At 65.0% G+C, this 25,015-nt stretch carries 18 protein-coding genes; 9 read left to right on the top strand and 9 right to left on the bottom strand.

Annotation, left to right across the window (positions count from 1 at the left end; translation table 11 throughout):
* Positions 1-100: 100 nt before the first annotated feature.
* The 4 genes from H7F35_RS16070 to H7F35_RS16055 are packed head-to-tail and all read left to right on the top strand — an operon-like array spanning position 101 to position 4,420.
* On the top strand, positions 101-808 hold the full coding sequence (locus H7F35_RS16070) for a FadR/GntR family transcriptional regulator (RefSeq protein ID WP_187113809.1): 708 nt from the start codon (positions 101-103) through the stop codon (positions 806-808).
* A 55-nt stretch (positions 809-863) separates the two neighbouring features.
* Entirely contained in the window at positions 864-2,402 is a 1,539-nt protein-coding gene (locus H7F35_RS16065; RefSeq protein ID WP_187113808.1) for a UxaA family hydrolase, read from the top strand.
* Positions 2,403-2,422: 20 nt separating this feature from the next.
* Positions 2,423-3,355 (top strand): SMP-30/gluconolactonase/LRE family protein, encoded by a 933-nt coding sequence (locus H7F35_RS16060; RefSeq protein WP_187113807.1) that lies wholly within the window; start codon positions 2,423-2,425, stop codon positions 3,353-3,355.
* 3 nt (positions 3,356-3,358) lie between these two features.
* Positions 3,359-4,420 carry a malate/lactate/ureidoglycolate dehydrogenase gene (locus H7F35_RS16055; protein WP_187113806.1) on the top strand — a complete coding sequence of 354 codons (1,062 nt, stop codon included), beginning with the start codon at positions 3,359-3,361 and terminating at the stop codon, positions 4,418-4,420.
* 351 nt (positions 4,421-4,771) lie between these two features.
* Here the strand turns inward: H7F35_RS16055 and H7F35_RS16050 are convergent, their stop codons facing one another.
* The 4 genes from H7F35_RS16050 to H7F35_RS16035 all read right to left on the bottom strand — a co-directional run bounded on the left by H7F35_RS16050 (position 4,772) and on the right by H7F35_RS16035 (position 9,149).
* On the bottom strand, positions 4,772-6,295 hold the full coding sequence (locus H7F35_RS16050; protein WP_187113805.1) for a catalase: 1,524 nt from the start codon (positions 6,293-6,295) through the stop codon (positions 4,772-4,774).
* Between the two features lie 96 nt (positions 6,296-6,391).
* The gene (gene slmA, locus H7F35_RS16045; protein ID WP_187113804.1) at positions 6,392-7,039 is read right to left on the bottom strand and encodes a nucleoid occlusion factor SlmA; all 648 of its coding nucleotides are present in this window, start codon (positions 7,037-7,039) and stop codon (positions 6,392-6,394) included.
* Between the two features lie 65 nt (positions 7,040-7,104).
* Positions 7,105-7,998 carry an acetylglutamate kinase gene (gene argB, locus H7F35_RS16040; RefSeq protein WP_187113803.1) on the bottom strand — a complete coding sequence of 298 codons (894 nt, stop codon included), beginning with the start codon at positions 7,996-7,998 and terminating at the stop codon, positions 7,105-7,107.
* Positions 7,999-8,051: 53 nt separating this feature from the next.
* Positions 8,052-9,149, bottom strand: a complete 1,098-nt coding sequence (locus tag H7F35_RS16035; RefSeq protein ID WP_187113802.1) for an MraY family glycosyltransferase — start codon at positions 9,147-9,149, stop codon at positions 8,052-8,054.
* Positions 9,150-9,194: 45 nt separating this feature from the next.
* On the opposite strand from H7F35_RS16035, the gene H7F35_RS16030 reads away from it, so the two are divergent.
* A complete protein-coding gene (locus H7F35_RS16030) occupies positions 9,195-9,941 on the top strand; it encodes a glycosyltransferase family 2 protein (protein WP_187113801.1) in 747 nt (248 codons plus the stop codon).
* On the top strand, positions 9,938-11,986 hold the full coding sequence (locus H7F35_RS16025) for an acyltransferase family protein (RefSeq protein ID WP_187113800.1): 2,049 nt from the start codon (positions 9,938-9,940) through the stop codon (positions 11,984-11,986). Before H7F35_RS16030 ends, H7F35_RS16025 begins: the two co-directional genes overlap by 4 nt.
* On the opposite strand, the gene H7F35_RS16020 is transcribed toward H7F35_RS16025, so the two are convergent.
* Genes H7F35_RS16020 through H7F35_RS16005 form a run of 4 tightly spaced genes read right to left on the bottom strand, consistent with a single transcriptional unit; the run spans position 11,983 to position 17,919 of the window.
* A complete protein-coding gene (locus H7F35_RS16020) occupies positions 11,983-13,014 on the bottom strand; it encodes a glycosyltransferase family 2 protein (protein ID WP_261803646.1) in 1,032 nt (343 codons plus the stop codon). The two genes, H7F35_RS16025 and H7F35_RS16020, sit on opposite strands and share 4 nt — an antisense overlap.
* Before the next feature lie 41 nt (positions 13,015-13,055).
* Positions 13,056-14,051, bottom strand: a complete 996-nt coding sequence (locus H7F35_RS16015) for a glycosyltransferase family 2 protein (protein WP_187113798.1) — start codon at positions 14,049-14,051, stop codon at positions 13,056-13,058.
* Positions 14,048-15,964 (bottom strand): glycosyltransferase family 2 protein, encoded by a 1,917-nt coding sequence (locus H7F35_RS16010; RefSeq protein WP_187113797.1) that lies wholly within the window; start codon positions 15,962-15,964, stop codon positions 14,048-14,050. Before H7F35_RS16010 ends, H7F35_RS16015 begins: the two co-directional genes overlap by 4 nt.
* Entirely contained in the window at positions 15,961-17,919 is a 1,959-nt protein-coding gene (locus tag H7F35_RS16005) for a glycosyltransferase family 2 protein (protein WP_261803645.1), read from the bottom strand. Before H7F35_RS16005 ends, H7F35_RS16010 begins: the two co-directional genes overlap by 4 nt.
* A 163-nt stretch (positions 17,920-18,082) precedes the next feature.
* Here H7F35_RS16005 and H7F35_RS16000 point away from each other — a divergent pair, with 163 nt between their 5' ends.
* From H7F35_RS16000 to H7F35_RS15990, 3 genes are read left to right on the top strand one after another with little or no spacing between them, the layout of a single operon-like run.
* A complete protein-coding gene (locus H7F35_RS16000) occupies positions 18,083-19,501 on the top strand; it encodes a mannose-1-phosphate guanylyltransferase/mannose-6-phosphate isomerase (protein WP_187113795.1) in 1,419 nt (472 codons plus the stop codon).
* A complete protein-coding gene (locus H7F35_RS15995; RefSeq protein ID WP_187113794.1) occupies positions 19,498-20,301 on the top strand; it encodes an ABC transporter permease in 804 nt (267 codons plus the stop codon). The genes H7F35_RS16000 and H7F35_RS15995 overlap by 4 nt, the downstream gene beginning before the upstream one ends.
* Before the next feature lie 3 nt (positions 20,302-20,304).
* Positions 20,305-21,009, top strand: coding sequence for an ABC transporter ATP-binding protein (locus tag H7F35_RS15990; RefSeq protein WP_187113793.1), 705 nt, complete (start codon positions 20,305-20,307; stop codon positions 21,007-21,009).
* On the opposite strand, the gene H7F35_RS15985 is transcribed toward H7F35_RS15990, so the two are convergent.
* Entirely contained in the window at positions 21,010-25,011 is a 4,002-nt protein-coding gene (locus tag H7F35_RS15985) for a glycosyltransferase (RefSeq protein ID WP_187113792.1), read from the bottom strand.
* Positions 25,012-25,015: the final 4 nt, after the last annotated feature.

Raw genomic sequence — 25,015 nt, 5'->3', positions numbered from 1 at the left:
ATTCGGGTTAGGCCCAATGGGTGGCGCGGACGGTGTATCGTATTCTGAATTGGCCTTACCACTTGTCCAATTCAGGACAACCCTTAACTCCTTCGACCTCGTGCCGCTCCAGACCGTAGAACCCCAGCGCCTTTATCGCCAGATTGCCGATCAGCTCCGGGGGCTGATCGGCAAGGGCGAGTTCGATGTCGGCGCGCGCATTCCCGCCGAGCGCGACCTCGCCAAACAGTTGGGCGTGAGCCGGCCGTCGGTGCGCGAGGCGCTGATCGCGCTGGAGGTGGAAGGCTGGGTCGAGATCCGCACCGGCTCGGGCGTGTATGTGCTCGATCGCTCGCACCGCACCAGTACGCCCGCGAGCGGCACCGAGTGGGGCCCGCTCGAAATCATCCGGGCGCGCCGCATGGTGGAAGGCGAGACCGCCGCCACGGCCGCCCAGCATGGCAAGCGCAAGGACGTGGACGCCATGCGCCGCGCGATCCAGATGATGCGCGAGCTGGCCGCGCGCAACGAGGTGCCGCACGAGGGCGACCGCGCCTTTCACCTGGCCATCGTCAACGCCTGCGGCAACGTGGTGCTGACCGAAACCGTGCAGGCCTTCTGGGAGTCGCGGCAGGGCCCGATCTTCGCCCGGATGATCGATTACTTCGAGACCATGGACTCGTGGCAGGCCGCCATCGGCGAGCACGAAGCCATCCTCGACGCCATCGCCGCGCGCGACGCTGCGGCGGCGCGCGAGGCCATGCACCAGCACATGGACAAGTTCCACCAGCGATTCAGCGCAAGCTGGCGCCGTGCCAAGGCCTCCTGAAAACACGCGCCATCCCGCAAGCAAACGCCAGCCATACAGCCAGCAGATTCCCACCATGACCCCCTACATCAGACTCCACCCCGCCGATGACGTCGTCATCGCGCGCGCCCAATTGCTCGGCGGCACCGCTGTCGAGAACGTGGCCGTGCGCGGCCTGATTCCTCCGGGCCACAAGATCGCGATGCGCGCCATCGCGCAAGGCGAGCCGGTGCGCCGCTACAACCAGATCATCGGTTTCGCGAGCAAGCCCATCGCCGCCGGCGAACACGTGCACACGCAGAACCTCGACATGGGCCCGGACAAGGGCGCCGTCACCAAAGGTTTTGAGCGCGACTACGCCTTCGGCGCCGACGTGAAGCCCGCCCCCGCGAAGCGCGAAGCCACCTTCATGGGCATCAAGCGCGCCGATGGCCGCGTGGCCACGCGCAACTACATCGGCGTGCTGACCAGCGTGAACTGCTCGGCCACGGCCGCGCGCGCCATTGCCGACCACTTCTCGCGCAAGACCAACCCGCAGGCGCTGGCGGCGTTTCCGAACGTCGATGGCGTGATCGCGCTCACGCACGGGACCGGCTGCGGCATGGACACGCAGGGCATGGGCATGCAGATCCTGGAGCGCACGCTCACGGGCTACGCCACGCACGCCAACTTCGCGGCCGTGCTGGTGGTGGGCCTGGGGTGCGAGGCCAACCAGATCAACGCCTGGCTCGCGACCGGCAACCTCGCGGAAGGAGAGAACTTCCGCGTGTTCAACATCCAGGACACGGGCGGTACGCGCAAGACGGTCGACAAGGGCGTGGCGCTCATCAACGAAATGCTGCCGCGCGCCAACGCGGTCCAGCGCGAGCCCTGCAGCGCGGCGCACATCACCATCGGGCTGCAATGCGGCGGCTCCGATGGCTACTCGGGCATCAGCGCCAACCCGGCGCTGGGCGCGGCGGTGGACCTGCTGGTGGCGCATGGCGGCACGGCCATCCTGAGCGAGACGCCCGAGGTGTACGGCGCCGAGCATCTGCTCACGCGTCGCGCGGTGAAGCGCGAGGTCGGCCAGAAGCTGGTGGACCGCATCAAATGGTGGGAGCACTACACCGCCATCAACGAAGGCGAGATGAACAACAACCCCTCGCCCGGCAACAAGGCAGGCGGGCTCACCACCATCCTCGAGAAGTCGCTGGGCGCGGTCGCCAAGGGCGGCACCAGCAATCTCGAAGCGGTGTACGAATACGCCGAGCCCGTCACCGCGCACGGCTTCGTCTACATGGACACGCCGGGCTACGACCCGGTGAGCGCCACGGGCCAGGTGGCCGGCGGCGCCAACCTCATCTGCTTTACCACCGGACGCGGCTCGGCCTACGGCTGCGCGCCCTCGCCCTCGCTCAAGCTCGCGACCAACTCGGCGCTGTGGCAGCGGCAGGAAGAAGACATGGACATCAACTGCGGCGAGATCGTCGACGGCACGGCCTCCATCCAGGAGATGGGCCAGCGCATCTTCGAGATGGTGCTTGCCACGGCGTCCGGCGCGCACTCGAAGAGCGAGCAGCACGGCTACGGACAGAACGAGTTCGTGCCGTGGCAGGTCGGCGCGGTGATGTGAACCCATCGACAAGGAACAGCATGACCACCCTCCCCTTCGGCTTTCTGGACGGCACCGGCTTCGAGCATCTGGACCCTCGCTTCAAGCCCTGCATTCCCGGCCCCGAGCGCGTGCAGCGGCTGTGGACCGGCGCGCGCTGGTGCGAGGGCCCGGCGTGGTTCGCAGCGCACCGCACGCTGGTGTGGTCGGACATTCCGAACAACCGCATGCTGCGCTACGACGAGGTGAGCGGCACGGTCGGCATCTTCCGTGAGCCGGCCAACAACACGAACGGCCACACGGTCGACCGCCAAGGCCGGCTCGTGAGCTGCGAGCACCTGACGCGCCGCGTGACGCGCACCGAGCACGATGGATCGATCACCGTGCTGGCCTCGCACTGGCAGGGCAAGCGCCTGAACTCGCCCAACGACGTGGTGGTGCATTCGGACGGCGGCGTGTGGTTCACCGACCCGAGCTACGGCATCCTGTCGGACTACGAAGGCCTGCGCGCCGACAGCGAGATCGGCGCCTGCCACGTCTTTCGCATTGACCCAGCGAGCGGCGAGGTCGCGCGCATGACCGACGACTTCGTCAAGCCCAACGGGCTGGCGTTCTCGCCCGACGAATCGCTGCTCTACATCGCCGACACGGGCGCGAGCCATGCGGCGGACGGGCCGCGGCACATCCGCCGCTTCAAGGTCGGCAACGATGGCCGCAGCCTCAGTGGCGGCGAGGTGTTCGCCGAATGCACGAACGGCCTGTTCGATGGCTTTCGCCTCGACACCGAGGGCCGCATCTGGACCAGCGCCGCCGACGGCGTGCACGCCTATCACCCCGACGGCACGCTGCTCGGCAAGATTCTGTTGCCCGAACGCGTGGCCAATGTCTGCTTCGGCGGGCCCAAGCGCAACCGGCTTTTCATCTGCGCGACGACGTCGCTGTATGCCATCACACTGAACGCAAAGGGAGTCTGATTCATGCCCCACACACTGCCGGCCGACGGCCTGCAAGCCACCGTCGCCCGCGTCCTCGAAGCCGCGGGCAGCCAGCCCGCCGAAGCACAGCAGGTGGCGGCCAACCTGGTGCTGGCCAACCTGAGCGGCCATGACTCGCACGGCGTGGGCATGCTGCCGCGCTATATCGATGCGGTGGCCGAGGGCGGGCTGAAGCCGAACACCGGCGTGCGGGTCAACCTCGACATCGGCACGATGATGGGCCTCGATGGCCAGCACGGCTACGGGCAGGTCGTCGGCGCGCAGGCGATGGAACTCGGGATCGCGCGGGCGAAGCAGCACGGCAGCTGCATCTTCACGCTCGCGAATGCGCACCACCTGGGACGCATCGGGCACTTCGCCGAAATGGCGACCGCGCAGGGACTGGTGTCGATGCACTTCGTCAACGTGCTGTCGCGGCCGGTGGTGGCGCCCTGGGGCGGTGGCGACGGGCGCTTCGGCACCAACCCCTGCTGCATCGGCATACCGCTGGCAGGCGCCGAGCCCTTCGTGCTCGACTACGCCACCAGCCGCGTGGCACAAGGCAAGATGCGCGTGGCCCACAACAAGGGCGAAAGCGTGCCCGATGGCTACCTGATCGACGCGCAAGGCGTACCCACCAACGACCCTGGTGTGGTCGTGGTGCCGCAGGGCAACGGCCTCTTCGGCGCGCTCATGACGTTCGGCGAGCACAAGGGATACGGCATGGCGGTGGTGTGCGAGCTGCTCGGCGGCGCACTCACCGGTGGCGGCACCTGGCACCGGCCGGCCGACACTTCGCGCACGATCCTCAACGGCATGCTGACGGTGCTGATCGATCCCGCACGACTGGGCACGCAATCCACCTTCGACAGCGAGGCGCATGCCTTCATCGACTGGCTGCGCCAGAGCCCCAAGGGACAGGGCTTCGACGAAGTGCAGATTGCCGGCGAGCCCGAGCGCAAGGCACGCGCCGCGCGTCAGCGTGACGGCATCTGGGTCGACGATGCGACGTGGGGGGAGATCGTCGCGGCTGGAGCCAAGGTGGGCGTGGCGGTCACTGGCTGATTTTTTCCCGTCGCGTTTTACGTTCTGAACGCTGCTGTTCAGGGCGTCGCTCACGCCGACACGGTGTTCTTTTTCGCGAATGTCCCCCGCTTCGCTCCTCCTTTATTTAGCTAAAAAGAGCCCCGTATCGACGTGAGCGCTCAGAGCACTGGTTGATCGGCGATACACCAACAGTGCGTCCATGTGCGAATGACGCCAGGTGCTCCCCGCAGCGAAATAAAGGAGGAGCGAAGCGGGGGACATTCGCGGAGGGGAGCACCTGGTGTCATTCGCACAAGCCCCGGACAAGAGCACAAAAAAAGCCGCTGGCCCACAAGGACCAGCGGCTTTCCCGGATCCGAAGAAAGCGAATCAGCTTTCGCTGCTCTTGTGAGCCGGCTTGCCGACCTGAACGCTCACGTCGTCACCCTTGATCTTGGCCTGCACGGCCTTGATGGCCTTGTCGAGCCGCGCGCCGTAGTCGGCATCGGCCTGGCGGAAATAACTCACCGAGCGGTCGATGATGTCCTGCCGCGTGACCGCACCGAGCCCACCCGCGATGCTTTGCACCAGGCGCTCTTTCGCGGCTTCGTCCATCAGGCGATACAGGTCGCCGGCCTGCACGAAGTCGGTGTCCTCGGGGTGCTTTTGCCATTGGTGGCTGCCAGTCCAGCCGTGGATTTCAAGCGGTGCGTACAACGGCTCGTTGGTCTGCTTGGGCGCATCGCTGAAGCTGTTGGGCTCGTAGTTCGGGCCGCGGCCGCCGTTGCTGTCGCCGCGCATGGCACCGTCTCGCCCGTAGTTCTGCGCGGTGGTGGCGTGCGGGCGGTTCACCGGCAGTTGCGTGTGGTTGATGCCCAGGCGGTAGCGCTGCGTGTCGCCATAGCTGAACAGGCGCCCCTGCAGCATCTTGTCGGGCGACGGGCCGATGCCGGGCACGAAGTTGGCCGGGTTGAACGCGGCCTGCTCGATCTCGGCGAAGTAGTTGTCGGGGTTGCGGTTGAGCGTGAGGATGCCGATGTCGGTCTTCGGATAGTCCTTGTGCGACCACACCTTCGTCAGGTCGAAGGGGTTGAAGCGGTAGGTCTGCGCGTCGGCCACCGGCATGACCTGCACCTGCACCTTCCACGACGGAAACTCACCGCGCTCGATGGAATGCAGCAGGTCCAGGTGATGGTGGTTCGGGTTCTCGCCGCCCACGCGTTGCGCTTCTTCAGCAACGAAGGTCTCGATGCCCTGGTTGGTCTTGAAGTGGTACTTGACCCAGAAGGCCTCGCCCTTGGCATTGACCCACTGGAAGGTGTGCGAGCCGAAGCCGTCCATGTGGCGGTAGCTCTTCGGAATGCCGCGGTCGCCGAACAGCCAGGTGAACTGGTGCGTGGCTTCGGGCGAGTGCGAGAAGAAGTCCCAGGCGTTGTTGGGCTCCTGCACGTGGCTGTAGGGGTCGCGCTTTTGCGAATGGATGAAATCGGGAAACTTCAGCGGGTCGCGGATGAAGAAGATCGGCGTGTTGTTGCCGACGAGGTCGTAGTTGCCGTCCTCGGTATAGAACTTGAGCGCGAAGCCGCGCGGGTCGCGCACGGTGTCGGCCGAGCCGAGTTCGAGCGCCACGGTCGAGAAACGGGCCAGCACTTCGGTCTTCTTGCCGACCTGGCCCAGGAACTTGGCCTTGGTCCATTTGGACACGTCCGCCGTGAGCTCGAAGGTGCCGAAGGCGCCCGAACCACGGGCGTGCACCACGCGTTCCGGGATGCGCTCGCGGTCGAAGCGCGCGAGTTTCTCGATGAGGTTGTGGTCCTGCATCAGCACGGGGCCGTTGACACCGGCAGTCTGCGACTGCTGGTTGTTTTCAACGGGCGCGCCGCTTTCGGTGGTGAGCTTGCGGGTATCGGTCATGGGCATTTCCTCGTGGGAGTTGTCGGTGCCCATGCATTCTGTCAATGAATGCAGCGTTGCTGCATCAGATTGACCTATCGCCCCGATAGGGGCGAATCAAACGATCAATGCGATCGTGGCGTCCAGATGCTCGGACGGCGCGCGGCGGAAACCCGAGCGCGCGAAGCGCTGGAGCTGCCCGACCACGAAGGCCGTGAGCGCCGCGGCACGCACCTGTGCATCGACGGATGGGGTGGCCGAGCCATCGGCAGCGGCGGCCCCGCGCAGCACCTGGCGCAGCGTGGATTCGATCTTGTCGAAGAACTGGTTCATGCGCTGCTGCAGACGTTCGTTTTCATACACGAGCGCATCGCCGACCATGACGCGCGTCATGCCCGGGTTGCGCTCGGCGAACTGGACCAGCAAAGTGAGGATCTTGGCCGCCTGCTGGGCGCCGGTGGCACCTTCGCGCTCGAGGATCTGGTTGACCAGTGTGAAGACGCTCTGCTCGATGAAATCGATCAGGCCCTCGAACATCTGGGCCTTGCTGGCGAAGTGGCGATAGAGCGCGGCCTCGCTCACCTCGAGCCGTGCGGCCAGGGCGGCGGTGGTGACCCGTTCGGCGCCGGGTTGCTCCAGCATGGCGGCCAGCGCCTGCAGGATCTGCACGCGCCGCTCGCCCGGCTTCGGACGCTTGCGCGTCGGAGTGCTGGGCGTTTCCGCCTGGGTGTCTACGCCGGGAGCCGCTGTCTCTTCGTTCTGCATGGGAGCGCGTGCAAAGATGTAATCAATTGATTCTCGCACAGCGCAGTAAGCACGCGCCTCGCGGCTCAGCGGGCGCGGATCATCGTGCCGTAAGCCTGGTCCGTCAGGATCTCGAGCAGCATCGCGTGCGGCACCCGGCCGTCGATGATGTGTACCGCGTTGACGCCGCTCTTGGCGGCATCGAGTGCGCCCTCGATCTTGGGCAGCATGCCGCCCGAGATCGTGCCGTCGGCGAACAGGTCGTCGATTTCGCGCGCGCTCAGGTTGGTGAGCAGGTTGCCGTTCTTGTCGAGCACGCCGGGCGTGTTGGTCAACAGCATGAGCTTCTCGGCCTTGAGCACGATGGCGAGCTTGCCCGCGACGACGTCGGCGTTGATGTTGTAGCTTTCGTTGTCCTCGCCGAAGCCGATCGGGCTGACCACGGGAATGAAAGCGTCGTCCTGCAGCGCTTTGACCACGCTGGGGTCGATGGAAACGATGTCGCCGACCTGGCCCACGTCGTGCTGCACGCTGGGGTCGTTGCGATCAGCCAGCTTGAGCTTTTGCGCGCGGATCAGGCCGCCGTCACGCCCTGTCAGGCCCACGGCCTTGCCGCCGGCCTGGTTGATCAGACCCACGATGTCCTGCTGCACCTCGCCGGCCAGCACCCATTCGACGACTTCCATGGTCTCGGCGTCGGTCACGCGCATGCCCTGGATGAAGCTGCCCTTCTTGCCGAGCTTGTTGAGCGCCGCCTCGATCTGCGGGCCGCCGCCGTGCACCACCACCGGGTTCATGCCGACCAGCTTGAGCAGCACCACGTCTTCGGCGAAGTCGGCCTGCAGGGCCGGGTCGGTCATGGCGTTGCCGCCGTACTTGATGACGATGGTCTTGCCGTGGAACTTGCGGATGTACGGCAGCGCCTGGGCCAGGATCTCGGCCTTGTCGCGCGGGGGAATGTTGAGGACGGGGTCGGTCATGGGCGGTCAGGCTCCAAAGCGGTGGACGATGGGAACGAACAACAGAAACTCTCTCAAGGTCGCAGCCAGCGCGGCACCTTGAAGCGGACGATCATGAGGTAGGCCCCCACATAGGTCGTGACGAACAGCAGGCAGAAGAACATCAGCACAAGGGTGTTGTTCCAGAACAGCACGGCCGGCACCACCGACAAGGCGGCAAACATCCAGAGATAGGGCGATGTGCGGTTGTTGCGGGCGAGCAGTTGGCGCGCCTCGTCGTCCGCGAAGGCCACGCGCACGATACGGCGAAAGATCAGTTGGTGGAAATGCAGCGCATCGGCCGTGCCGGGCGACTGGCCGCGCGCCAGCTTGCGGTAGATGGAGAACAGCGTCTCCCACACCGGATAGATCAGCAGCAGCATCGGGAACCACGGCGAGACCACGCGGTGCCGCTGCACCAGCGTCACGCAGGCCACGGCGATCACCATGCCCCAGACGTAGGCGCCGCCGTCGCCGGCAAAGATCTTGCCGCGCGGATAGTTCCAGACCAGAAAGCCGAAGGTGGCGCCCACCAGGCAGATCACCATGGCCGCCAGTTGCCGGTCGCCCACCTGCAGCGCCACGTGCGAGATGGCCAGGCAGACCAGCACGGCCACCGTGCCGGCAAGGCCGTTGTAGCCGTCGATGATGTTGAAGGCATGCGGCAGGCCACCGATGGCGAGCGCCGCGAACAGCACGGTGGCGTACGGCAGCAGGGTCAGCCAGCCGTCGACCGTCTCGAAGCCGGTGCGCGCAACGCCCAGCCCCAGCAGCCAGCACACCAGCAACGCCGAACCGATGGTCAGGCCGAGCCGGTAGCGCACCTTGACGCGCTGCGTCACGTCTTCAAGGATGCCGCCCAGCACCGCCGGCGCAATGCACAGCAAGGTGAGCATCGAGGTCTTGACCGGCCACGACACGTTGAACGGGTCGGTCCCCGTGATGCCGGCCGCCAGCCACGCTGCGCCCATGCCCAGCATGATGCCCGCACCGCCCAGGCGCGGCACATGGCCCTTGTGGAAGCGTTGGGGCATGTCAGCGCCATAGCGTCGCGCATGCCTGCGCGCGCGGCGCATGAACAGCTGAACCGCGAAGGCGGCGACGAAGAAACTGATGACGATCAGAGCAATCATGTATGGGGGTTCGGGAACCCTAGAATTCCCGAGCGAAATTAGACCATGCCCACGCCCCCCTCCCCCCGCCCCCTCATCACCATTTCAATCGTGAGCCACGGCCAGCTTGCTCTGGTGCAGCCACTGCTCGAGCAGTTGGACCGCCACAGCCATGCCGCGATCGCCAAAGTCGTGCTCACATTGAACATCCCCGAGCCCGATGTGCTCGCGGGCCGGACCTGGGGCTTCGAGGTCGAGCGGATCGCGAACGCGAGCCCCAAGGGCTTCGGCGCCAATCACAACCAGGCTTTCGAGCGCTGCGGCTCCCCGTGGTTCCTTGTGCTGAACCCGGACATCCGCTTCGACAGCGACGTGCTGTCGCCGCTGCTTGCCCAGGCCGCACCGGATGCAGGGCTGCTGACGCCACGCATCCTGGAGCCCGGCAAGAACGCGCCGGAGCCGCACCGGGCGCTGCTCACCCCTTTCGAGATCGTCGGCCGCAAGAAGCCCGGCTATGCGCAGCCCAAGGTGCCGGCGTGGATTCCGGGGTTGTTCATGCTGTTCCGCAGCGAGGCCTACCGCCAGATCGGCGGCTTCGACGAACGCTTCTTCATGTATGGGGAAGACTTCGACATCTGCGCCCGCACCCGGCTCGCGGGCTGGAAGCTGCAGGTGGGTGAAGACCTGGTCGCCCGGCATGATGCGCAGCGCGAGAGCCATCGCAGCAAGAAATATCTGTACTGGCATGTGACCAGCCTGCTGAAGGTGTGGCTGTCGGCATCGTTCTGGCGTTACTGGCTCCAACGACGATGACGACAACAACAACGAGCAGCCCGACGCTCCCGCAAGAGCCTGCCCACCTTCTCCACCCAAAATACCGCCCGGACATCGACGGCCTGCGCGCCGTGGCGGTGCTGTCGGTCCTCGGGTATCACGCATTCCCGGAATGGATGCCGGGCGGCTTCATCGGCGTCGACATCTTCTTCGTCATCTCGGGCTTTCTGATCACGACGATCATCCTGGGCAGCTTCGAAGGCGAGGGCTTCAGCTACCGCGAGTTCTACGCCCGGCGCGTGAAACGGATCTTTCCGGCGCTGGCGTTGGTGCTGCTGGCGAGCTTCGCCTTCGGCTGGTATACCCTGCTGCCGCACGAATGGGAGCAGCTCGGCAAGCACGTGGCGGCGGGCGCGGGATTTGTCTCGAACTTCGCATTCTGGAGCGAGGCCGGCTACTTTGACAACGCGGCCGAGACCAAGCCGCTGCTGCACCTGTGGTCGCTGGCGATCGAGGAGCAGTTCTACATCTTCTGGCCGCTGCTGCTGGGCCTGGCCTGGAAGCGCAAATGGCGCGTGCTCGCTGTGCTGGGCGCGGTGGCGGCGGCGGCGTTCCTGGTCAACGTCACGACCATCCACGCCCACCGCACGGCCGCGTTCTATTCACCGCTGTCGCGCTTCTGGGAGCTGATGATCGGCGGCATGCTCGCGTACATGCGACTGCACCGGCCGCCGCCGATACCCGACTGGCGCCGACATGCACAGTCGGTCGCGGGGCTGACGCTGATCGTGCTGGGCCTGTGCCTCATCCGCGGCGGCAAGGCTTTTCCGGGGTGGTGGGCGCTCCTGCCGACGCTGGGAGCCTTCTTCTGCATTGCGGCGGGTCCGACCGGTGTACTGAACCGCACCGTGCTCGCCTCCCGGCCGATGGTGTGGGTCGGCCTGATCAGCTATCCGCTGTACCTCTGGCACTGGCCCCTGCTGGCCTACGCCCGCATCCTGGCAGGGCAAGCGCCTTCCGAGGGCATTCGCCTGCTGGCACTGCTCGCGTCCTTTCTGCTCGCGTGGCTGACCTACCGCTTCGTGGAGCGCCGCACGCGCCGAAGCGAGAACCCGGCGGTGACATCGGCGCTCGTGGCAGTGATGGTCGGCTTCGTGCTGCTCGGCCTGCTCGCGGCCAGCCGGTACTACGTGGGCCGGCACAGCGACCCCTACTTCAACAAGATCACCGCGGCATCGAGAGATTGGAGCTACCCCGACGGCCTGAACCCGGTCGAGGTCGGCGGCGAGGGGCTGTTCCAGATCGGACACGGCCAGCGCAGGGTGCTGCTTTTCGGCGACAGCCATATCGAGCAATACGGTCCGCGTGCCGTGGAACTGGCCAAGCTCGCACCCGACACACTCGACGCGCTGTCCTTCGCAACCTGGGGTGGCTGCCCGCCGATTCCCAACGTGTATGACGAGAAGCCCAACCTCTGTGCCGAACGCCGCGAAGGCGCCATGCGGATCGCCGTCAGCGACAAGGTCGATGCCGTGGTCTTCGGTGCCTGCTGGAACTGCTACTTTGCCCACCCCCCGAAATCCGACCCTGACGATGGCGTGGAGGACAGCTACTACTACTTCGACGGAAAGACCAAGTACCCCCTGAAAGATGGCGTGGGCGTGGAACTGTCGCTGCGCATGCTCGAGGTCGTGATGGCGAACCTTGCCAAGCACAAGCAGGTCTACCTGGTGCTGGACAACCCGATCGGCAACGACTTCGGCCCCGAGAAGCTGGTCAAGGGCGGGCGTCTTGGCGACATGAGCGTGGGGCGCATGTCGCCCACGGCCCCCTGGCCACCCGAGCAGAAGGCGCTGCACGAGCGAATGCGCCAGATCGCGATTCGGGCCGGCGCCACCGTCATTGATCCGATCCCTACGCTGTGCAAGAAAGACCAGTGCACCCGCGCGGATGCCGACGGAACCCCGATCTACAAGGACGCGGGCCACCTGCGTTCGGAATACGTCCGCAAGCTCGCCACCTTCATGGATCCGGCGCTGACAAGGGCCCAGCGGCAGCAGCCGCCCCCGCAGCCCTCGCGTTAGCCGAGCAGGCGCCGCAGCGAACGCACGCCGGGCAGGCGCGTGAGGGCGCCTATGGCGCGGATCACTGCCGGCGGGCTGTGTTCGACCATGAAGATGGTGGCGCGCAGCTCCAGCTTCTTGCGCCCCCCCACGGCGGGGTTCGCATACACGATGGCCGCGTACTCGGCGAGCACCGCACTCATCTCGACCCGGTTCGGGTCTTCGGCCTTCACAGCCTCGATCACGTGGTCCATGAAGTAGCGGCCGAAGCGCGGCATGAGGTAGTCGCGCAGGAAGTAGCGGTTGCGCCTGGGCTCGTCCGGGAACATGCCGACCAGCTTCTTGAAGTACTTGAAGCGGCTGCGGATCATGCGCATGTCGAACGAGGTGCTGCCCGTGTGGATGCACCAGACCGTCACCACCTTGTCGATGAAGTGGTTCGTGTAGCCCTTGCGGAAGATGCGCAGGAACAGGTCGTCGTCCTCGAAGCCCATGAACTGGGTGTCGAAGCCGCCGATGGCGTCGAAAGCCTTGCGGCTCACCAGCGCGGCCGAGGGCAGCACGAAGATGTCGTTGCGCAGCATCTCGAAGATGCTCGTCTTGGGATGGTGCGTGGTGTGGTCCTTCACCATCGCAGCGCGGATGATGTTGCCTTCACCGTCGGCCTCGGCCAGGTCCGCGTAGATGAAGCCGATGCGCGGCTCGTCGGCCGGGATGCCCTTGACCAGGATCTCGATGTGGTTCGACAGGTAGAAGTCGTCCTGGTCGAGGAAGCTGATGTACTCGGCAGTCGACGCCGCCACCCCCGCGTTGCGCGCCGAGCCCTGCCCACCGTTTTCCTTGTCGATGATGCGGAACGGAAAGCGCTGCGCCAGCGCGTCGAGCGCGGCGCGCTCTTCGGGCCGTGAGCCATCGTTCACCACGATCACTTCGCTGGCCGGCATCGACTGCTCGAACACGCTGCGCACCGATCGCTCGATGAAGTGCGCGCCGTTGTAGAACGGAATCACGACGACGACAGTGGGCGCCTGGGGGGTGGAGGTCTGCAAAGTGTCACTCACGGTCGGTTGTGGCGCTGCGGAATCGGCGCTCATACGGATTCAAAGAGGTCGCGCACGACGCCGCGCACGCCGCGGCCGAACTTGTCGTAGCGGCCGGTCATGGCTTCGCGGAAAACCGGCACGCAGCGCGCGATGCGCGACGCAGGCAGGCGCGCGCGGAAATTTTGGTGCTCGAGCTTGCCGCGCACTTTCTCGACCGTGGCGGGGGCCACGGCGCCGCCCAGTCTTTCGAGCTGGGCGAGTAGCAGCTCGGCTTTATAGGCGCGCTCGGCATGCGTGGTGCCGCGCGAAGCCAGCGCCTTGCGCACCTTGCCCATGAAGCTGTCGCGGCGTGCGCCGATCTGGTTGGATTCGTGCTGGCGGTAGTCGATGAGTGAATCTTCGACGGTGTCGACGCTTCCCACAGCCGAAGCGATGATCGCGAGCCACTCGTCATGCACCCACTCGACCGGGAACGGCAACGCGGATTCAAGCAGCGTGCGGCGGAACACGGCGGTCGCACCGGTCACGACGTTGCGGCGCAGCAGCACGTCGAAGGCCTGCCCGCCGTGCATGCGCTGGAGTTCGTGCGGCGTGACTTCGATTGCATGGAACAGCGTGCCGCCGAGCGACTCGCCCTGCGCGTCGACCAGCCGCGCGTCGGAGTGCAGCAGCAGCAGGTCGGGGCGGCGGTCGAACTCGGCCACCAGTCGTTCGAGACGGTCGGGATACCAGGTGTCGTCCTGGTCGGACAGCGCGATCAGCGTGCCCGTGCAGGCGCGCACGGCCTGCTCGAAATTCTTGACCACGCGCAGCGCCACCGGGTTGGCCAGCACGCACAGTTCGATGGAAAGGCCCGGCCTTTCGCGCAGGCATTCATCGAGCGCCGCACGTGCCACTGCCAGCGTGTCGTCGCGCGAAGCATCGTCGGACAGCACGATCTCCATCGGCGGGCGCGTCTGCAGGCAGATGCTGCGGACCTGCTCGCGCAAGAAGCGCGCGCCGTTGTAGGTGCACAGGGCGACTGAAACGGTGGTGTCGCTCATGCGGATGTGGCGGCCGATTGCGACTTCGCCGCACGCGGCGGCCAAGCGTAGCTGAAGTCCTCGATCTCGAGGCTCAGGTTGGGGTTGTAGGCCGGGTCGTTGAACAGCAGGTCGCCCCAGCGGTTCTTCATGTAGCGCTCTTCGCCCAGGAAGCGTTCGATCTGCGCTTCGGACAGGTCCGACGGCCGTGTGGCGGATTCGTGGTGGAACAGCTCGGCATACGGTGTCCAGACATTGCGGTAGCCGGCTTCGCGCAGGCGCAGGCAGAAGTCGACGTCGTTGTAGGCCACCTTGAGGTGCTGGGCGTCGAGGCCACCCACCTCTTCGTAGAGCGCGCGGCGCACCACGAGGCAGGCCGCGGTGACCACGGAAAAAGTCTGCAGCAACGCAGCGCGGCCGAAGTACCCCGCGTCGCCTTCCGCCAGCCGGCGGTGCGCGTGGTCGGCCACGCCGCCACGGTAGCCCAGCACCACGCCAGCGTGCTGCAGCGTTTTCTCGGGATACCAGAGGCGCGCACCGACCGCCCCCACGCCGGGCTGCAAGGCGATGCTGACCATTTCGCCGAGCCAGTCGGGCGAGATCACCTCGATGTCGTTGTTGATGAGGCCGAAGATCTCGCCCCTGGCGATGGCCGCGGCACCGTTGTTGAGCGCCGAGTAGTTGAACGGGCTGTCGTCGCGCAGCACCCGCACACCAGATCGTGCAGCGATTTCCTCGAAATACCGCAACGCCTCGGGATCGTCGGAGCCGTTGTCCACGAGGATGATCTCGTAGCGGGGATAGAGCGTCTTCTCGAGGATGCTCTCGATGCACTGGCGCACCAGTTTCAGGCCGTTGCGCGTGGGGATGAAGAGCGAGACCAGCGGCAGCTCCGCTGGCAAGTCGTAGCGCACGCGAAAACCATGCGACTCGCGCTGGGCCGTGGCCGCGATGCCCGTGCGCGCCAGATGCGCCTGCAGCGCGCGCTCGCCGCCTTCGGGGACGTACTCGGCGGGGTCCATCGCATGGACGTGGTCGGGCGATGCCACATGCCGGTGGTACAGCACCTTGGGGATGTGGACGATGCGCTCGGACGACAGATGCTCGGCGCAGCGCAAGGCGAGGTCGTAGGAAGCCGCTTCACCGAAACCGGGATCGAAGCCACCGAGTTCGCTCGCAAGGCTTGCGGAAAAGAACGCGAGCCTCGATACGTAGTCCTGCGACCTCAAGAGGTCGACGTTCCAGTCGGGCTTGAAGTAAGGCGCCGAGCGCTGGCCGTCGTCGGCAATACGGTCTTCGTCGGTGTAGATCAGCGCCGCCTGCGGATTGCCCACTGCCGCATCGGCGACGCGCCACAAGGTATCGGGGGCGAGCGCATCGCGCGCATCGCAACAAGCCAGCCAGTCGGCGACAAGGGCCATCGGCGGTTGCACCAACAGCTCGATGCGGGCGTCGACGCTTGCCTGGCTCTCCAGCCATTCCCGGGTCTGCGCCGATAGCGCCGCGTGAACGACCAAAGACAAATGCCAGTGCGGATAGACCTGTGCACGCACGGAGGCCACAGCGCGCTCCAGCGCCTGGTGCGACGAGTCCGCCACCGCCATCACCAACGCAAAGATGGGCGTACCCGGCCATTGTTCGGCCTGCGCCTTGAGCTCCTGGCGTGCCTCCGATGTCAGCGGCGATTCGTAGCGCTTGAGCCATTCGCGGTACTGAAAGCGGTCAGCACGCGAGGCATCCGCCATCAATGGCGGACCGTCACCACGCAGCAGCACGCGCACCGAGCGCGCAACGCCGCGCACACCCGATTGCCGAAAGATCTGCAGGGCTCGGCGAGCCGCGCCGCCGAGGCCGCCGCCTTTGTAGAGAGCGTTGGGAATGAAGGCCAGCGCCCGCCAGAGACGGTTGCGCTGAGGTGGGGTGGAGGCGTTCATACTCGCACTCCGGTTGCGGCGCTATCGCCCGACACATGCCGTGGCGGCCATGCGAGGCGGAAGTCCTCGGTGTCGAGGTCCAAGTTGGAGTTGTAGGCGGGGTCGTTGCCAAGCAGGCCTGCCCAGCGGGTCGTCATGTAGCCCTCTTCTCGCGCGGCGCGCTCCCGCTGTGCGGGATCGAGGTCGCGGGGGCGCGTGGCCGACTCGTGGTGGTAGAGCTCGGCATAGGGGGTCCAGACATTGCGGTAGCCGGCTTCGCGCAGCCGCAGACAGAAATCGACGTCGTTGTACGAAATCTTGAGGTTATCGGCATCGAGGCCACCAACCTCCTCATAGAGAGACTTGCGCACCACGAGACAGGCGGCAGTCACCGCGCTGAAGGTTTGCGTGAGCTGCGCGCGGTTGAAGTAGCCACCATCGGCGCGTGCGAGATGCTTGTGGGCGTGGCCCGCAATGCCGCCGATGCCCAGCAGCACGCCCGCATGCTGGACCGTGTCGTCCGGGTACAGGAGCTTCGCTCCGACCGCGCCGACACCCGGCTGAAGGGCGATAGCCACCATCTCCTCGAGCCAGTCGCCGGTGATGACTTCGATGTCGTTGTTTATCAGCGCGACGATCTCGCCGGTGGCCTGCGCAACTGCGGTGTTGTTGAGCGCCGCGTAGTTGAATTCGCCGTCGTCACGGATCACCCTGAAGCCTTGCAGGCCGCGCAGTTCGTCGAAATAGCGCAGGGCCTCCGGATCGGTGGAGCCGTTGTCGACCAGCAGGATCTCGTAGTCGGGATAGGTCGAGAGGGAGACGATGCTTTCGATGCACTGCCGCACGAGACCGATTGCGTCGCGCGTCGGAATGACCAAAGACACCCGGGGCCAATCCGTGGGTGCGGACAGGCGTGTGCGATAGCCGTAGGGTGTGCTCTCGCTGCGGGCCGCGACGCCGGTGCGTTCGAAGTGCTCGTTCAGCGCCTGCTCGCCGGCGATCTCGGCATAGGGCTTGGCGCCGGCTGACTGCGCCGTGCTTTCGGCATGGGCGCGCCAGTGGTAAAGGACGTGCGGGATGTGCCGTATCTGCTGTGGCGCGACACGCTCGATGCAGCGCAGGGCGAGGTCGTAGTCCTGCGCACCCTCGAAGCCCTTGCGAAAGCCGCCGACCTCGAGCACCAGCGAGCGCTGATAGGCGCCGAGGTGCGAATACATGTTCTGGGAGAGGAACAGGTCGAGGTTCCAGTCGGGCTTGAAGTAGGGGTTGTAGCGACGGCCGGTGGCGTCGATCTTGTCCTCGTCCGAATAGATCATCCGGGCGTCGGCATGCGTACGCAGTTCATGCGCGACGCGAAGCAGTGCGCCAGGCGCCAGGAGGTCGTCGTGGTCCATCAGGGCGACCCACTCGCCGCTGGCGAGCGCGAGCGCGCTGTTGGATGCCTCGGAAATGTGGCCGTTGACCGGCCGGCGAACCCAGCGTATGCGGGCGTCCTCGCGCGCGCAGACCTCGAGGATCTCGGCCACCTGGGGATCGGTGGATGCATCGTCCGCGATGCAGAGTTCCCAGTGGGCATAGGTCTGCGCCCGCACCGAGGCGATGGCCTCGCGCAGCCAGGCAGCGCGCGGGTTGTAGGTGGGCATGAGAACCGAGATCAGGGGCGGTGCGCTCCAGCGCGAGGCCTCGTCGGCCAGGGCGCGCAGAGCACCCTCTTCCCGCGCTGCGGACTGCGCGATCCATTCGGTGTAGTTGCCACCCGCAATGCCAGCGGCGGCAGGCTGCGCGCCGCGCAACCGCTGCACGGCCCGGCTGGCCCAGCGCACGGGGGCCGTCAGGCGCCAGCTGGTCGAACGCTCCATGGCCTGCACCTGATGCTCCAGGGCGCGCACGCGCGCCTGCAGCTGCGCCTTGGTCAGTTCGGCGGGGCGTGAGGAGGGCCTTCTCCCTTGTTGTGCGGCAGGCAGCGTGGGCCTCATAAAATAAGGTCGATCATCCCGAAAACTCGCGGTGAGGCCATGGCCCTGCGATGGAAAGGCCGTTGCGCGCAATGCGCGGTGCGTTGTACGACGAACGCTTGGTCACGGCTTGGCCCAAGAGGGGCCGGTAAAATTATCGCTCCATAAAGACAGGGTATAAAAAATGCGGGTGCTTTCAGTGGTGCTCTCGGGAGGCTCCGGTTCCAGACTCTGGCCTTCTTCCCGGCAAGCCTTTCCCAAGCCGTTCATGAAGCTGGGAGGCTCGACCCTTCTGCAGCAAGCGATTGAGCGCGGACAGGCATGCGGTACCGGCGACCTGATGGTCGTCACCAACAAGGACCACCTGTTTCTCACCAAGGACGTGCTCCGGCAGATGTCCGATCCGCCCGAAACCACGCTGCTGCTCGAGCCCAAGGGACGCAACACCGGCCCGGCGATCGCCCTGGCTGCGCTGCAGTGCATCAAGCAATTCAGCGGCGATACGGTGATGCTCGTGCTGTCCGCCGACCACCTGGTGCCGGACGTCGAAGCATTCGTTGCAAGCGCGAGCCAGGCGTTCCGGCTTGCAATCCAGGGCGCACTGGTGGTGTTCGGCATCAGCCCGACCAGTCCCGACACGGGGTTCGGCTACATCGAGGTCGACCATGTTTCGAGAGAGAGCCAGCCGGTCAGGCGCTTCGTCGAGAAGCCCGATCTCCAAACTGCGCAGGAATACCTCGCGACCGGGCGCTACTACTGGAACAGCGGCATGTTCTGCTTCACGGCGGACGCCATCGTGGCTGCGTTTGAAAGACACGCACCGGAGCTGCTGGCGGCCGCCCGGCGTGCGCTCGAATCCTCACGCACCGCTGGCGAGACGGTCCAGTTCGACCTGCACACCTTCGGCCTCCAGCCAGACATCAGCATCGACTACGCGGTGATGGAGCCTGCCGACAATGTGCACGTGGTGCCCGCCAAGTTCGGCTGGAGCGACGTGGGTTCCTGGCCTGCCCTGGCCAAGGCGCTCATCCCCGATGCAAGCGGCAATACGATGCCCTCCAACGTCGTTGCCATCGACACCACTGGCACGCACGTACAGGTCGACAGCCACTCCCCCAAGGTCGTCGCTACGCTGGGCGTGCACGATCTGATCATCGTCGACACGCCTGATGCACTCCTGGTTGCGCATAAAAGCAGCGCCCAGCAGGTCAAAAATGTCGTCGACACGCTGAAAGCGCGCCAGCACGAAACGGTCCAATCGCCTGCAGTAGTCAACCGCCCATGGGGGACTTACGCAGCGCTGAAGGAAGAAGAAGGCTACAAGGTGAAGCGCATCACGGTCATGCCGGGCGAATCACTCTCGTTGCAATATCACTATCACCGCGCGGAGCACTGGGTTGTCGTCCAGGGGCGAGGCATCGTCCAGATCGGCGAAACCGAGCACGAGACCCTGCCCGGCCAGTACCGCTACATCCCATTGAAAGAGAAACACCGCTTGACCAACATCGGCGACGAAGAACTGGTGCTCATCGAAGTCCAGTGTGGCAGTTACCTGGGTGAGGACGACATCGTCCGCCTGGCAGACACTTATGGACGGGTATGAGTCAAGTTCAATCCAATCTGCATCGAAGCGCCCTGTCTGACTGGTGGGAAGGCACGCGCCGCACGGACATCTGGTGGACGCTGGCATGGTTCGACATCGTTCTGCGCTATCGGCGCTCGATGCTCGGACCCGTGTGGCTCACCCTGAGCATGGGCGTCATGATCGCCGGCATGGGCCCGCTGTACAGCTCGCTGTTCGGCAGCGAGCTTTCCAGGTTCTTTCCCCACCTTGCGCTCGGGATCATCTTCTGGGGCTTTTTCTCCAGCGTGGTGACGGATGCCTGCAATGCCTTTGTCGGCTCATCCAACTACCTGAAGCAGGGCTATTTCCCGATCAGTCTTTTTGTCTGGCGAAGCCTTGCACGGAACCTGATCCAGTTCGCTCATCAGATCGTGTTGTATATCCCCGTGGCAATCTGGGCAGGTATATCGCTCTCCTGGTCGGTGCTGCTGATACTGCCGGCCTTTGCCATTCTGATCATCAATGCCCACGCTCTCGGCCTGTTGCTGGGCCTGATTTGCACACGCTATCGCGACGTCACCCAGATCGTGACCAGCGTGATGCAGATGCTGATGTTCCTGACACCCGTGTTCTGGCTGCCCGAGAATCTGCCGGGGCGTGCCAAGTACGTTCTCTGGAACCCCTTCGCACAAATGCTCGACCTGTTGCGGACCCCCCTGATGGGCGGCACCGCGCATATCCACAGCTGGCTGGGTATCCTGGTATGGACGGTCCTGTGCCTTGCGGCAGCGATCCTGCTGTTCTCCAAGTACCGTCGCCGCGTTGTCTACTGGCTCTGATCCATGGCATTCATTTCACTTAAAAACGTCTCGGTCAACTTCCCGATCTATGGCGCCGGGGCAGCGTCGCTCAAGAAGACACTTGCAGCCTCCGTCACCGGTGGCCGCTTCGGCAAGGAAACCGGGGTCACCGTGGTGCAAGCACTCAGCGGCATCAACCTCGAACTCAAGAGCGGAGATCGGCTGGGCCTCGTGGGTCACAACGGCGCGGGCAAATCGACGCTGCTGCGCACGCTGGCAGGCGTCTACGAGCCCTCCGCGGGAGAGTTCACCCGGCAGGGTTCGGTCGCGAGCCTGATCGATCCTTCGCTCGGCATCGAGATGGATGCAACCGGCGTCGAGAACATCATGCTGCGCGGGCTCGTGATGGGCATGAGCAAGAAAGACATTGACCGGCTTACGCCCGAGATCTGCGAATTCAGCGGCTTGGGCGAGTACGTCAACATGCCGGTCCGCACCTACTCCACCGGCATGATGATGCGGCTGGCGTTCGCCATCTCGACCAGCGTCGAGGCCGACATCCTGCTCATGGACGAATGGCTTTCGGTGGGCGACGCGGAGTTCACCGAAAAGGCCGAGAAGCGCATGCGGGACGTGGTGTCCAAGTCCGGCATCCTGGTGCTGGCATCGCACTCGCCGGAGCTGATTGCCAAGGAATGCAACCGGGTGATCCACCTCGAACACGGGCGGATCGTCGAGGTTTCCTGATCAGATCAGCGCGCGATCCGCACCGGATCGCAGCGCCCGGATTTCCGCCAGCCGGGCCGCGACCCTCCCCCCGGCAACGTCCAGGGACATGTTCGCGTCCGCGCTGGCCTTGGCCCTGGCTCCCAGATCGCGAGCCCACGCCTGATTCTCGAAAACTCGCCGCATGAGTTCTGCCGCGTGCGCTTCCGAAGGCTCTGCCCATTCCAGGTGAGCGTCATAGGGCGGAATGGCCCTGCCGAGTTTCACGAGCTTGTAGTCGACGGGCAGGCTGTTGCTCTCGTCCATGAAGTCGATGTTGCCCGAGAAGTTGGTCGCGATGACCGGCTTGCCCATCAGCATCGCCTCAGCCATCGTCAGGCCCAGTCCTTCGCTGCGATGCAGCGACACATAGGCATCGCAGGCATCCATCAACGAAAGCACATCCTCGGGGCTGTAGACCTCGTTGATGACCGTGATGTTGGCCGCCGTTGCCGCCGCCAGCAGTTCCTGGAACTGCACCGGATGGCGATCGCCGAAAGATGTCTTGAGCACCAGGTGCACTGACAGATCGGTGCCGAATGCCTGGGTAAAGGCGCGGATCAGCCCGATCGGATTCTTCCTCTCCATGACGCTCATCATGTGGAAGGTGAAAAGGAAGGTGTAAGGCGCCTCCTTGAGGCCGAAATACGCGCGCGGACGCTGCTCATAGGGACCGAGCTTCACGCCAGGGAACAGGGTGCGCACCGGCACCTTCAGACGATTGCGCAAGCCGCGCGCCACGAATTCCGTGGCAGCCCAGACTTCGTCGATGCTTTCGGCATGCTCCACCCATGCATCGGGAATGGAGTCGAATTCCCAGTACCAATAGGCAATGCGATACGTGCGCGGTAAACGCTCGTACAAATCGCTGCGGGCAAACGCCTGGTCGAAAAACGGCTCTGGCTGCACGTGGATGAGGGTAGTCTCGAAATCTTCGAAGCCCCTGAAATTCACATGCGTCGGATCGTCCTTGCGGTCGGTCCGCAGGTCGCGCAGGGAGGTGCGCACGCCAACACGCTCCAGGCCTTCGATCAACGCTTCGACGGACACACGAAGGCCCGAGGGATACGAGAAATGCCCGATGACATTCACACCTTGCGCGGCCACTTCGGCGGCGACCTGCGCGACATCCAGCGAGGCACACCACTGCGCCACCTCTGGCGGCTGCGCCGCGTCGGGTGTTGCAAGCCACTCGATCAGTGCCTGCGCGTGCGATGCGTCGTCGAGGGCCTGGGGGTGCCGCAAGCGCCAGTGCGCACGGGCCAGGTAGGCCATGCGGATCTGGCGTGCAGGCTCGATATCGACGGGCCAGCCCGACGGATCGACCCAAGCATCCGTCACGCGGTAGAACGCGCTGAACCACGCCGCGAAAGCCCTTCGGCCGAAGACTGTCAGGCCGTCGGGGTACAGCTCTTGCCAGGCTGGCGTGAATGCATACGCAAGCACCAGTTCGCGCGCAGGTTGCTCCGACGCTTCCCAGAACAGCCACCAGACTTCCTCGAGCCTCAACCCGGCCTCACGCCGCCCGTGCCGCATGAACCAGTGAAACAGCTCGAACTGGCCCATGGGCAACAGCCCCTGGGGCAACGTGCTCCTGATGTCGCCGTGGAACAGGAATGCCTGGCGTGCACGCGCGCCCAGATCCATCGACAGGCTGTCAACAACAATGGCCCTCGCCGACTCGGACAAGCCAAGCGTCGCGCCGCCCTCCTGTGCGATCCAGCGGCCGAACTCGCCGCCGGAACCCGCCGACAGCGCAGCCGGAAAACGCCGCGCGATATCAGGCCGGGTCCGCAAGAGATCGAGGCACCAGCGCGCCGCAGACCATTGGTCGCAGATGCGGTACGCCGCCTGAGGCATCCACACCACGTCTTCTCTTGGAAGGCCTGCGGCCTCGAGGCACGTGCGGTCGATGAAAAGATCCAGGGCCGAAGCCGGCAGGATGAGAGACCCGAGAGCCCGCGTGTCCGCCATCAGGCTCTCGCGAACGGTCGACGCAGCCGCGTCACGGAGCGCGGGGATCGGAAGCCTCGCATCCAACTCGGGATGCAGGTAGGGATCTTCGTCGATGCCCAACAGGCGCACATCGTCCGCGAAGCGCTCCAGGTCAGGCGTGGGATTCACCGTGCCGCGCGTTGCGCCTTCATGGTGCAACAGATGCGCATAGGGCGTGTAGGCAATGCGATAGCCGGCGCGCCAGATGTGCATGCACAGCGCCACGTCGCTAACGGCCACCAGATAGGACTCGTCGAATCCGCCGACCAGATCGAAGACGCTGCGGCGAACCATCTGGCACGCGCCCATGATGGCGAGCCAGTTGCGCGGATGCTCGGCCGAACCGAAGACACCCCACGAGTGATCTTCCGCGGCCCGGTACATGAGTCCGCACAGATTGATCCCGATCCCGACGCCTCCGTGCTGCAGTTGCCCGTTGGGATAGAGCAGCTTCGTGCCGACGACGCCGACGCCCGGGCGCAACGCAAATCGCACCAATTCCTGCAGCCAGTCGCGGGACACCGCCTCGATGTCGTTGTTCAGGAACAGCAACAACTCGCCGTGTGCGAAGGACGCACCGTGATTGCATGCGGCCGAATAGTTGAATTTCTTGCTGAAATGGACGACTGAAATCTCGGGGTGCTGCTTGAGTTCGTCGTAGTACGCCCAGGTCTGCGATTCGATGGAGCCGGTATCCACAAGGATGATTTCCTTGCGGTCGTAGTCCGTGCCGGCAAGAAGTCCGTCGATACACACACGAAGCAGTTCGACCTTGTCCTTGGTCGGGATGACGATCGAAACCAGTGGCGCAGTGACAAGCGGCCATGTCGCGCGCTGGGTCCCATCGGGCTGAGTTTCAACGACCGCATCGATGCCCGAGCGTGCCCAGTGTCGACGCAAGGCGTCACGGTGCGAAGCCGCTGTCGGCGTATCGGGCGCGGCCCGCTCGCATCGCCCGCCCTCCGCGCGATGGCAGAGCACTTTCGGAATGCGCGTGATAACGCCAGCATGATCGCTCGCTCGCAGGTTGAGGTCCCATTCAACCCCATCCCCTGCGGCACCATCGATACCTCCGACGCTGGCGACCATCTCCCGTCGCAGCATCGTCAAACGTCCAAAATAATTGAACGCGTAAAGCAGATCCGGCGACCAGCTTGGCTTGAAATAGGGGTTCTGACGGAAGCCCTGCGCCGACAGCTCGTCTTCATCTCCGTAGAGTATGTCGCTGTGCCCTGCCCGGCCCAAGGCATGGGCAACTTCGTTCAATGCCCCTGCGGCGAGCACGTCGCCTGCATCGAGTATGGCGATGAACTCCCCGATCGCCTGCAATGCACAGGCAGCCAAACCGCGTGCGCGTGAGCCGTCTTCGACCACGACACGCACGATGCGCGAGTCCTTGGCCAAAGTTTCGAGCGCGGCAATGATTGAAGAAGCTGCGTCGGCTTGAACCGCGACCAGGACTTGCCACCGCTTGCTCGTCTGCGAGCAAAGCGATCCGATGGTGCGCAACAACGCATCCGGCTCCGTGCCTGCCACCACGAGAAAAGATACGCGCAGACCGCTGCTCGAATCGTCGATCGGAGGCGAGCGGCGCTCGGCAGTGGAAATCCAGGTGCCGTAGGCATCGGTGGGATCGGTAGACCCGCCCAGCGACACCTCGACAGGCCGCCTTACGCGGAGCACGCGAAGCCGCTCCGGCATGCGCCATGGCGTGAGGGCCCACCAGGCCGCTTTGGCGACACGCCGCAAGTTCGCGCGAACTGGCGCGGACACGGATGTCGACATCTTCCTGAGAGGCGCAGTCACCCTCCACGAGATGGAGTCGCGCATGGCGCGCTGCTGGTTCAGCGCCGCTTCGGCACGCTGGTTGGCCTCCTCGAGCAATGCCTCGAAAACGGATGCACTCCCCATTTCAGAACTTCCCGTCCTGTTGGAGTCCGCTTCACCTGCGGACGCTTGCCGATCCTCTTTGGATCTGTTCTTGTTCATTTGA

The organism is Variovorax sp. PAMC26660, assembly GCF_014302995.1.
Taxonomy (GTDB): domain Bacteria; phylum Pseudomonadota; class Gammaproteobacteria; order Burkholderiales; family Burkholderiaceae_C; genus Variovorax.
The sequence above is the reverse complement of the archived record's forward strand: the minus strand, read 5'-3'. Positions and strand labels throughout refer to the sequence as shown.